This window comes from Streptomyces sp. NPDC001492, from assembly GCF_053597275.1.
On sequence record NZ_JBSFHW010000074.1, the window covers coordinates 1 to 10918 of the forward strand.

At 68.7% G+C, this 10918-nt stretch carries 11 protein-coding genes; 1 reads left to right on the forward strand and 10 read right to left on the reverse strand.

Translation table 11 applies throughout. From position 1 onward, the window contains the following. Positions 1-147: 147 nt before the first annotated feature. The 10 genes from ACWC1K_RS47445 to ACWC1K_RS47490 all read right to left on the reverse strand — a co-directional run bounded on the left by ACWC1K_RS47445 (position 148) and on the right by ACWC1K_RS47490 (position 10061). The gene (locus ACWC1K_RS47445) at positions 148-993 is read right to left on the reverse strand and encodes an isoprenyl transferase (RefSeq protein ID WP_450840077.1); all 846 of its coding nucleotides are present in this window, start codon (positions 991-993) and stop codon (positions 148-150) included. A gap of 44 nt (positions 994-1037) precedes the next feature. Beyond that, positions 1038-1784 (reverse strand): DNA repair protein RecO, encoded by a 747-nt coding sequence (recO, locus tag ACWC1K_RS47450; protein ID WP_450840079.1) that lies wholly within the window; start codon positions 1782-1784, stop codon positions 1038-1040. A gap of 333 nt (positions 1785-2117) precedes the next feature. After that, entirely contained in the window at positions 2118-2741 is a 624-nt protein-coding gene (locus tag ACWC1K_RS47455) for a DUF1266 domain-containing protein (RefSeq protein ID WP_450840081.1), read from the reverse strand. Positions 2742-2756: 15 nt separating this feature from the next. Then, entirely contained in the window at positions 2757-2972 is a 216-nt protein-coding gene (locus ACWC1K_RS47460; RefSeq protein ID WP_030933991.1) for a hypothetical protein, read from the reverse strand. Between the two features lie 363 nt (positions 2973-3335). After that, the gene (locus ACWC1K_RS47465) at positions 3336-4370 is read right to left on the reverse strand and encodes a DUF6879 family protein (RefSeq protein ID WP_450840083.1); all 1035 of its coding nucleotides are present in this window, start codon (positions 4368-4370) and stop codon (positions 3336-3338) included. A gap of 39 nt (positions 4371-4409) precedes the next feature. Next, positions 4410-5381, reverse strand: coding sequence for an SCO2521 family protein (locus ACWC1K_RS47470; protein WP_450840084.1), 972 nt, complete (start codon positions 5379-5381; stop codon positions 4410-4412). Between the two features lies 1 nt (position 5382). Continuing rightward, positions 5383-6369, reverse strand: a complete 987-nt coding sequence (locus tag ACWC1K_RS47475; protein WP_450840085.1) for an SCO2522 family protein — start codon at positions 6367-6369, stop codon at positions 5383-5385. Next, positions 6366-7283 (reverse strand): SCO2523 family variant P-loop protein, encoded by a 918-nt coding sequence (locus ACWC1K_RS47480; protein WP_450840086.1) that lies wholly within the window; start codon positions 7281-7283, stop codon positions 6366-6368. Before ACWC1K_RS47480 ends, ACWC1K_RS47475 begins: the two co-directional genes overlap by 4 nt. 4 nt (positions 7284-7287) lie before the next feature. Next, positions 7288-9141 carry an SCO2524 family protein gene (locus ACWC1K_RS47485; protein ID WP_450840088.1) on the reverse strand — a complete coding sequence of 618 codons (1854 nt, stop codon included), beginning with the start codon at positions 9139-9141 and terminating at the stop codon, positions 7288-7290. Positions 9142-9269: 128 nt separating this feature from the next. Continuing rightward, positions 9270-10061, reverse strand: coding sequence for an SCO2525 family SAM-dependent methyltransferase (locus ACWC1K_RS47490; RefSeq protein WP_450840090.1), 792 nt, complete (start codon positions 10059-10061; stop codon positions 9270-9272). A 239-nt stretch (positions 10062-10300) separates the two neighbouring features. On the opposite strand from ACWC1K_RS47490, the gene ACWC1K_RS47495 reads away from it, so the two are divergent. Further along, a complete protein-coding gene (locus tag ACWC1K_RS47495) occupies positions 10301-10822 on the forward strand; it encodes a GNAT family N-acetyltransferase (RefSeq protein ID WP_450840092.1) in 522 nt (173 codons plus the stop codon). Positions 10823-10918: the final 96 nt, after the last annotated feature.

Genomic DNA, 10918 nt, shown 5'->3' on the forward strand with positions numbered 1-10918 from the left:
CATGCTGGTAGTCCCCCTTCAGGCGGGCAGGTAGTAGAGGTGGACGGCCTGGTCGTCGCCCTCGTGGGTCCAGTGCACGAACCACGGGCATTCGGACCGAACCCAGTCCGGCTGAAAGACCGAGCCCAGTCCGGGCTGAAGACCGAACTACTCCGGGCCGCCCTGCATGTCCCGTTCCATGGCGAGCAGTTGCTCGTTCGGGACTGCGCCGCCGAAGCGGCGGTCGCGGGAGGCGAACTCGACGCAGGCCCGCCACAGGTCGCGGCGGTCGAAGTCCGGCCACAGCACGTCCTGGAAGACCATCTCGGCGTAGGCGCTCTGCCAGAGCAGGTAGTTGGAGGTGCGCTGCTCGCCGCTCGGCCGCAGGAACAGGTCAACGTCCGGCATGTCCGGGTAGTAGAGGTACTTGGCGAGGGTCTTCTCGGTGACCTTGGAGGGGTCGAGCCGCCCCGCCTTCACGTCCTCCGCCAGGGCCTGCGCGGCGTCGGCGATCTCCGCCCGCCCGCCGTAGTTCATGCAGAAGTACAGCGTCAGCTTGTCGTTGTCCTTGGTCTGCTCCTGCGCGACCTGGAGCTCCTTGGCGACCGACTTCCACAGCTTGGGCATACGGCCCACCCAGCGCACCCGGATGCCGAGTTCGTCGAGCTGGTCGCGGGTCTTGCGGATGAAGTCGCGGTTGAAGTTCATGAGGAAGCGGACCTCTTCGGGCGAGCGCTTCCAGTTCTCGGTGGAGAAGGCGTAGAGGGAGATGTTGCCGACGCCCATCTCGACGGCGCCCTGCAGCACGTCCAGGACGCGCTCGGCGCCCACCTTGTGGCCCTCGGTGCGCGGCAGCCCGCGCTCCTTCGCCCAGCGCCCGTTCCCGTCCATGACGATCGCCACATGGTTCGGGACCAGCTCGCCCGGCAGCTTCGGCGCGCGGGCGCCGGACGGGTGCGGCTCCGGTGCCCTGTACTCGCGGCGCTGGCGTCCCAGGATCCCGCGTACGACCATGTGCTTCTCGTCTCCTCTTCGGCTTGCTCGTGATGTGCGCGGGCTCATTTCTCCACGTACCGCAGAGAGCGCAGCCCGCGCTCCAGATGCCAGTGCAGATACGCGGACACCAGCCCGCTCCCCTCCCTGACATACCGCGGCTCGCACGCGTCCGCGGTCTTCCAGTCTCCCGTAAGAAGTGCGCCCAGCAGTTCCAGGGTCTGTGGTGAGGGTACGACGCTGCCGGCCACCCGGCAGTCGACGCAGACGGCTCCGCCGGAGGCCACCGAGAAGAACCGGTTCGGCCCGGGCATTCCGCACTTCGCGCAGTCGCTGAAGGTGGGGGCGTAGCCGTTGACGGCGAGGGAGCGCAGGAGGAAGGCGTCGAGGACGAGGTGCGGGGCGTGCTCGCCGCGGGCGAGGGTGCGCAGGGCGCCCACGAGCAGCAGGTACTGCTGCACCGCCGGCTCGCCCTCGTGGTCGGTGAACCGCTCGGCGGTCTCCAGCATGGCGGTCCCCGCGGTGTAGCGCGCGTAGTCGGCGACGATCCCGCCGCCGTACGGCGCGATGGTCTCGCTCTGCGTGCAGAGGGGGAGGCCGCGGCCCACGAGCTCACTCCCGCGCGCGAAGAACTGCACGTCGACATGGGAGAAGGGTTCGAGCCGGGCACCGAACTTGGACTTGGTACGCCGCACACCACGGGCCACGGCGCGTACGCGGCCGTGACCACGGGTGAGCAAGGTGATGATGCGGTCCGCTTCACCCAGCTTCTGGGTGCGCAGCACGATGCCATCGTCCCGGAACAGACTCATCACGCACCCCCGCGGGTATTCGGCCGGGGGCGCGGGGGGCGTCCCCCGCGGTGATGCAGCATGATGCGGTCCGCCTCGCCCAGCTTCTGGGTGCGCGGCACGATGCCATCGTCCCGGAACAGACTCATCGCGCACCCCCGCGGATATTCGGCCGGGGGCGCGGGGGGCGTCCCCCGCGGTGACGCAGCATGATGCGGTCCGCCTCGCCCAGCTTCTGGGTGCGCGGCACGATGCCATCGTCCCGGAAAAGACTCATCGCCGGCCCCCGCGGGGTTCCGGTCGGCCTTCGTCGCGGAACTGACTCATGAGGTCCATTCTCGCGTACCGCCGGGCTCAGCGGGGACGGTCGGGGTGGCTGATGGTGTCCCAGGGGGCCAGGTTCCAGGGGCTGGCCCGGTTCGCCGGGTCCAGGAGGGCGCGCAGGTGGGTGTCCGCGGCGGACTGCGGGGCGGGGAAGGCCGCGTCCCGGGTGCCGCGGAGCCCGTCGCGCCACACGGTCCGTCCCAGCAGGTAGTGGTCGGCGTACTCCTGCCAGGAGGCGTACGTCCCCACAACCGCCGGCACGATGTTCTTCAGGGCGGTCCAGGCCTCGGCCTCGGTGATCATCCCGGACCCGAAGCCGAGCCGGGCGATGTCGGCGTACAGGGCGGCGTCCCAGGCGAGCGGCGAGACGCCGAGGAGCTGCCTGGCCCGGGCGCGGTAGCCGCTGCGCGACAACCCGTCCAGGCGGTCCGTCAGCTCGGTGCGCGAGGTGATCTCCCACCGCTCGGCCAGCCAACCGCGGGCGCTGTCGTCATCGATCCGCGTGAACGGGTACAGGGTGGTTCGCGAGGCGCCGCGGTCCCGGCTGACCGGCGCGCTCAGCGACACCATCCACAGCTGGTGTGCCGTGAGCGGGTCGGGGTAGCGCCGCGCGGCCCGCGGCCTGCGCCATCTCCAGATGCTCGGCAGACTCATGCGCCCGCACCTTACTCAAGGCACTTCACCCCGGCTGCGGGCGTTGGCGTACGCGGTCGCCGCGCTCAGCCGCTCCGCCTGGGTGGCCCCGCGCACGGCGGCGGGATCGGCGTCCCACTCCCTGCCACCCCCGTACGGTCTCAGTTGGACGTACGGCCCTTCGTGCCCCATGACGATTCCCACCTTTCCTGTTCGCGTGTCCACGACATGAGTGCCGACGGGCGGTTTCATTTCCTCTCCTTAACGACCGTAACGAACACGACTCATAATTGCGGGCACCGTGTTCGTTGCGCCTACAGCGTGCTCCCCTTTCCTTTTGAGTTTCACGCTTTTCGTCTCCGGCGTGGGCCGCTGCGCCTACACTCGGCTGGAGTCTGTGCTCCACAAGTGCTGGCCAGGGAGAGGTGGTTGGGCCATGGCCAATGCTTCGACACGCGGCACGGATCGCAATCCAGGAGTTCGAGCAGGCCTTTCGAAAAGCCTCGGCCCGAAAAATCGCGCTGCGGATTGACCGGGCCCCGAAAACCGACGGTATTTTCGAGCGGTTGAGGGAGTTCGACGGGGCTCGACGGGCTGCCTATAGAGAGAAAGCCGTCAGTCGGCCACCCGGCGCAGCCGGCGGCGGACGCCGTCCTGTTCCGGCTCGGGCTCATGGTCCGGCTCCGCCGCCGCCCACAGCTCGTTGAACTGGCTGACGCGGTCCTCGACGTGCTCGCGCTTCATCCTCAGCATCGTCATGTCCGGTCGAAGGTGATGGTCCGGCCGGGTCTCGTAGCACAGCTCCCCGTCGAAGATGATGTAGTCCATCACCGTGCCGCCCGGATCCAGCTGCGACTGCACGCCTATACGCGCGTCGATGCCGTACCTGCGCTGCCGCGCGCAGAGTTGCTCGAGGGCTTCGGTGACCTCCTCCGGCTCGTCCACCAGGAACAGCCGCCGGACCTCCACCCCGCGGGTCTTGATGGCCTTCTCCTGCGCGCTCAGATAGCGGCTCGCGGGTTCACTGGCCCAGAAGTCCCGGTCGACGGTCGTGCTCGTGGCGTAGAGGGTCCTCTTGACGCACAGGGCGAGGTCGATCAGCCACTCGTGGTTCTCGAAGGAGCAGTCCGCTCTGCCGCTGACGAGGTCCTCCATCAGCACGGCGAGACGTTTCAACTCCTCCTCGGCGAAGCTCTTGACGATCCCCGGTGCCACGTCACCGACCTGGGTGTACGCCTTGACCAGCCGGGTCACTTCCTCGGAGCGCAGAACGGAGCCCTCCACCTTGCTGAACAGCTCCGTCGCCTCGTTGATCTTGGCGAAGCTCTGGTCGACCGCGGTGCGCATCTCCGCCTGGTGGTTGGCGAGGCTCCCCTTCATGTCGTCGATGTGCCGCCGCTGGCTCTCCTCGACCGCCATGAGGCGCTCGCCGAAGTCCACGAGGTACTGGACGATCAGCACAGCACTGCCGAGGACGATGGGCGCCACACACTGCCAGATGATGCGGTCGTCCCCGTTCAGGGCGGTGGTCAGCAGGAAAGCCCCGCCCGCCGCCGACGCCGTGATCAGGATCTTCCAGAACAGCTTGGGTATGCCCTGCCGCTGCAGCCCCGCTGTGTTGTCCCCGGATCCTGACGACGCTCCGCTCATGTTCTCTCCCCCCGTGGGGTATGTGGTGGGCGCCGCCCCTCAGCTCGTGCTCAGTACCTGGTGCAGCAGCGGTATGGCCTGGACGGCCAGTTGGTCCCGGATGCGCTGGACCAGGTTCTGCCACTGGCGAGTGAACCCCGGTTCCCGCTCCAGCACTTCCCACAGGTGGGCCAGCGAGCGGTCCACGTGCGCGTGCGGCATCCACAGATGCAGCAGATGGTCGACGGCCGGGCGCAGCGCCTGGACCGCGGCGCGCCCGTCCGCCGCGGCGAGCCGACTGCTGTCCAGCATGTGCACCACCGTCGTCAAAAGCCAGTCGTGCAGCGCGAGGTCCTCGCACAGCCCCGCGGCCGCGGAGACCGGTGTGTCCTCCGGCAGCCGCAGCTCCACGGTCCGCAGCCCGTCCTCGGCCAGCGTGAACCGCGTCAGTGCCGCCCGCTCGCCCGCCGGGATCCGGCGGGCGGCCCACCGCAGGTGCGTGCGACGGGACTTGAAGGGAACCTTGCGATCGAGGAGCGGGTGGCGCAGCAGCCGCGTCAGCAAGGACTCGGCGATCATCCCCAGGTCGAGTTCACCGCGCCCGGCACCGCGCAGCACGCCCTGCGCGGTGGCCTCTTCGGGCAGCTTGCCGAACGGCTCGACCACCCCGGGCCGCACCAGGTAGTGCCCCCAGGGGCGGCGGGTGTCGGGACCCGCGGCCGGTGAGCTGAAGTACGCGGTGGACTGCAGCAGACGGCCCTCGGTGAGAGCCACGCGGGTGGCGACCGTGCCCACGGCCCGGACCTTGGCGCCGTTGGAGGTGGGCAGCCGGCAGTCCACCCCGGTCAGCACCTCCGGCGACAGGGCGTACAGGTTGGGCCGCTCGGAGACCCGGACGTGTTCGTCGGCGCGCAGCCTGAGTAGCTGGGCGGCGGCCCTGCCGTCCAGCGCCTGGAAGGACGGCAGCAGACAGGTGCGCACCTCACCACAGGCGAGGACCGGGCGCGTGGGCTGTCCGAGCTCCGTCGTCATGTCAGGGCCCCTCGCCGGCAGAGGCGTTGACCGGCTCCTCGTAGAAGACGTACGTCGCGCGCTGGGCGACCGCGGCCGGAACCGCGAGCCCTTCCCGGGCCGAGCGCTCGGCGACCTGCATGAGCGCACCGGAGTCGACCTCCGTCTGGTCGAGGATCAGCCGCACGGCGTCCTCGACGGCCAGGAAGCGGTTCGGCAGCAGAGTGCAGGTGCGGTAGGCGCTGAAGGCCGCGGCCTGCGGGTTGAGCTGGAGCAGGGGCGGCAGCCGGTCCCAGTCCTGCGGGAAGTCCTCGCCGTTCCAGGGGCGCGGGACGAGCACCGGCTCACCGAAGTGTCGTAACAGTCCGAGCCTGGCCAGCTGCCATACTGCCGCCAGGAACGGGCAGGACCACAGCCGCCGGCCGTCCTTCTCCGACCACAGCTCGACGTCCATGAAGACGGAGTGGTTGCGGGCCGCGGTCTCCTGGGGTGGCTGCCAGGCCCTGACCTCGCCCAGGGCGGCGCGCTTGGTGGTGGGCGTGCGCTCACCGTTGGCGAGCCAGCCCGTCTGGCTGACGTGTGGGCGGGAGCCGTAGCTGCCCGGCGGCGGCGACTCGACCAGGCGGTGCATGACGGACTCGGCGAGCTCGATCCGGTCGGCGACCGCGCAGGCCGACTCGCGGGCCAGGTAGTCGATGACCAGGCCGGCCTTCTCGGCCTCCTTGAGCACCAGCGGGACGAGTTCGGCGGGGGTGGAGAAGCGCGTGAAGTAGTCGTCGATGAGGAAACAGGTGCTGATACGGGGGCGCTTGCCGCCGGTGCGGCGGGCGGCGGAGGCGCGGGCCGCGTCCACCCACAGCCGTACCTCGGCGAAGTGCTCGCGCAGCCGCTCGGGACCCGCCTCGAAGTCCTCCATGTAGAGGTGGCCCAACTCCAGCGAGAGGTGGGCCAGCGGCACGGCCTGGGTGCGGGGCTCGGCGGTGGTCTCCCGGAATACGGCTTCGGTCACGCCTGCTCCCAGTACTTGTCGTCGGTGAGGCGTCCGGCGAGCTGATTCAGCGCCCGCCAGGTCTCCATGTTGGCGATCTGGCTGTCGAGCACGTCCTCGTCGGTGATGAGCTGCTCCCGCCACTGCAGGACCGGTTCGAGGGGCACGGAGCCGAGGACCTGGCTGTAGCCGATGCCGGCGGTGGAGGCGAGCTGCTTGAGGTCGCCGTCGGTCTTGCGCATCCACGCCGACTGGGTGGGCGAGACCTGCGACCACAGCGGGGATTCCGGATCGGGTACGGCGGCCCGCACGAAGCGGATGGCGCCGCGCAGCGCCTCCTCCTCGTGGCCGCGGTCGACACCACCGGCGACGATGCCGCGCTCGCCGAAGACCAGGCTCGCGGCGGCCGCCACATGCTGGCGGGTCCAGCGGTGGAAGACCAGCCAGCGGGCGGTGATCTCCCGCATCTCGGGCTGCGCGGTGGCCTCCAGGACCATGTCGACGGCGTAGGAGCGGCCGGCGCTGAGGTCCACGACGACCAGGTCGAACTCGTAGTAGAGCTTCATCAGCAGGTCGACGCAGAGCCGCACGTGGTCGCCGGTGGTGGCGAACTCGCCGCCGCCGACGTCACCAGGCATCAGCACCAGACGGCCGCAGCCGGGCGGCGGGGCGCGCAGCACCTGATGCTCGGTGCTGGCCCACACATCGATGCGCTCCGGCTCGCCGACCTCTCCTATGAGGTAGGAGTGCAGGCCGCGGTCCTCGACGGCCGCGCGGGCGTCGGCCACGTCGAAGACGGCCGAGGCGGTGGGCGAGCCGAAGTCGAAGTCCAGGTAGCAGACGTCGTCCCCGGCCAGCGCACGGTGGTACGCGAGGTTGGCGCTGGTGACGGAGCGGCCCGTGCCCCCCTTGTCGGAGGCGGCGAAGATCAGCACGCGGTCACCGTCCCTGGGCCGCGGCTTCACGCGCCCGGGCAAGCGCGTCGAGCTGTCCCAACACGTCGAGCGCCAACGCGTAGGCGGTGCCCGGCTGTTGGTCCAGGAGACTGCGGGCGCGGCGCAGCTTGACCTCGATGTTCCTGAGTTGCATGCCGTGCCGGCCGTCGTCGGTGGGCGCGGGTTCCATCTGTTCGTTGCCGAGCAGGTGGGCGGACTCGCTGAGCAACGCCCCTGCCAGTTCGGTGAGTTCGGGGCTGCGGACCGGGGGCTGCCGGTACATCTGGTGGACCTGGACCATCACCTCGGCGACGCGCTCGGTGATGTTCCACGACACCGGCACCTTGCGTGTGACGATCTCCGCCTCGGGATAGGCGGCGTGGACGTAGTCCCACAGGCCGGTGCCCTCGCCCTCCCGGATACGGCGGCGCCACATGTGGTCGAAGCCGTCCTCGGCGAGCCTGAGCAGCCGGTCGTGCGAGTCGAGGTTGCGGGAGAGCGCGCGCAGCTGGATGGTCCGCTTCAGCAGCTGGGCCGAGAAGTCGTGCAGGGACCACACCATCGGCGGGCCGAGCCGCTCGCTGCCCTGCAAGGGCAGCTTGACGCCCGCGTTGTGCAGTTCGAAGACCGTGCGGTCGTCGCGGGTCATGCGGCTGGTGATGCGGCCGCGTTCGGCGAGGCGTTCCATGACGGCGACGGTGCGGGCCAGGTCGTCGTCGGTGGCCCGGCGGCGCATGAGGTCGTGGACGAGGATGGCGGCGACGGAGAGGGAGAAGTACTCGGACTCCAGTTCCTGTCCCGTCGTACGCCAGGGGATGTCCTCCAGGGGCCAACGCTCGGGGTCGAAGCGGGCGATGCCCGACCAGTACTGCTGGGTCAACTCCCAGCGCAACCGGAGCGCCTCGGCGAGCTTCTGCTGCTCGGCGTTGAGCAGGCCCAGGGTGAGGGTGCGCTCGGAGAACAGGTGCTGGATGCCGTCCAGGGCGACCACCGTGAAGTAAAGGTACGGCACCGGGTCGGCGACGCCCTTGGGCTGCGGCCCGATGGGTTCGTCGGTCTCGACCTCGGGGGCGTCCTTCACCAGGCTCCACGACCAGCCGCACTCGAAGAACTGGTTCTCGTCCTTGAGGCCTGCCTGGACGTCGATACCGAGGGAGAGGCTCTCCACGATCGCGGCGCGCAGCGCGCGGAAGCGGCTCTGGTACATGCTCAGCACCTGCCGCTGCGAAAGCCGTCCCTGGCCGAGGAGTTCGACCAGGTTGCGGCCCTGGGCGGAGTCGGCGTCGAAGGCGTTGACGGTGAAGGAGCGCAGCAGGCTCACCATGGCGGCGGTGAGCCGGTTGCTGGTGGCCGCGCGCAGCTCGGCGATCGTCTCCCGGATGTCGGTGCGTCTGGTCCTGGTCTCGTAGACCTTGAGGAAGCCGAGCGTGGCCAGGCAGAGGGTGATCGACATGGAGAAGGAGTCGACCACGCCGAGCTGGCGCTGTTCCTCCGTGGGCTCGCCCTGGGCCTTGTCCTGGGATCCGAAGTAGTAACCCCCGGCGAAGGTGGGCCTCTTGTCCTCGCCGGTGTGGGTGCGCATGAAATCGGACACGGCCTTGACGAGGTTGGCCGGGAGGTCGAGCCGCCCACCGGCCTTTCTCAGGGCCTGCTGGACGTCCTCCTGTGTGGTGTCGGGGTCGTCCAGCCGGAAGGCCGGAATCTCCGTGGCCGGGTACAGCAGGCAGAGCAGCCGCTCGGCGTCGGCGACGCTGCTCTGTCCGCCCCACTCGCCCCAGGCCCACTGCTCCCGCTCGAAGGAGTGGCGGGCGATGGCCTGCCAGATGTCCAGCAAATGCTGGCGTGGCTTGATCTGCATCCCATGCCCCTCACACAGGCCCGCACTGCCATCATTCCTCACACAGGCCGCACTGCCGCCATTTGAGGAAGACCCTTTTCTGTTGTGAAGATTTTTCGCCGTAGTGCCACTGATCGGACCACCACGGGTCAAACGGCCGGAATGCCTGCGTCCGTATTCCGTCGCCATCCGTAGGCCAGGATCATTCCCGAATACCCGTCGCGCACATCTGCCGCAGGCTTGAGCCGCCGCACCTCGAAGTCGCCCGCGAATGGCGCGAGACTCGCACGGACCTCGGATTCTCCCACGTCACACGCCGGGAAGAACTCCTCTCCGGCGTAATAGCCCTTCGAATGCTCCATGAAGGCGGCGGCGAAGGGAGCTCCGGGAGTGAGGGCGCACATGAAGCGCTCGACCCCGAGGTCGAACTCCTGGCGGGAGGCGGTCATCGACTCGGCGACGAAGAACATGGTCCCGACAGACCAGCGCCCCACGAAGCGCTCCAGCCCGAAGAGGTTGCCCTGCTCAACCTTGACGACCCTGCGGAACCGCTCGCGAGGATCCGAGTCAAGAGAACCGTACGCCTCGCGCTCGCACAGGGCGTTCCAGAACGTGTCCCAATTCCTGTCGTAGCAGCTGACCTGACGCTTGAGGTACTCCACATTCGCGAACGAGTACTCGAAGAGGGTGATCTCGTCGCACCACGGAAGCATGGAGAGTGCAGGATAGAGATTCGCCCCGGCGCCTACGTCGATACCGGCAACCGGGCCTACACACTGATTCCGGAAATGATCATTGAAATGATCTCGGACCGTATGCAGAATCTCCGCGTCCTCTTGCTGCACGTCGCGGTAGTTGTGATCAACCCAGGCGATCGGGTCGAATGCCGCCCAGGACACATCCGCGTTCTTCAGGCCGACCCACGACGATCTCGACATCATTTGCCTACGGTACCAACGCCGGAGACATTACGGATCCGATCCCCTGAGGAGGTCCGTCTGACGATGGACCAAACCGGCCGGTCTCGGCAAGCATTCGTGGCGTCCACACATCCTGACAAGCGGGTCGAAAGCGCCAAGGGGGGTTGTCCTGCCTAAACTTGAGACTGCTTCAGCCGGACGAGCCTCCGTCCCTCGCCTCACCTGCACCATTGACGATATAGACCCGTTTAAGGACCGGCATGAGCGATCTTCCTCGGGATCCGTTTCCACCACTCACCAGGCCGGCCACGCCCCGCGTCGCACTCCATGGCCGCCCTGCGATCAGGACGGCCGAGGAAGACGACCTGCCCGAAATCACCCGCCTCGACGCGGAAGCCTTCCCGGACAGCGCGTATCCCATCTTCGTGCTGCGTCAGCTCTTCGACCTGCATTCCGGCTTCCTGCTCGTCGCGGACGCCGGGGATGCCCTTGACGGGTACGTCCTGGCTGGTGTGTCACCGGGGGACTCCATCGGCTGGATCATGAGCCTCGGCGTCGCAGGGGACCGGCGCGGGCACGGACTGGGCCGTCGGCTGATGGTCGAGATTCTGAAGCGACTCCGCGCCAACGCCGTGCACGAGGTCCGCGTGGCGGTCGACCCGACCAACACTGTGGCGCTGACCCTCTACGAATCCCTCGGCTTCGTCCCCCTCGACGTGGGCCTCCACACGGACTACTTCGGCGAGGGCGAACACCGCCTGATCATGACGATGTCCCCGTGACGTCTGGTGCGTCCCGGGCCTCCCAGGCTTCAACGTCCGGGCGGCATGAAGGAGTTCGGCGAGGGGAAAGGAGGATGCGTCGGGCGATCCGACACG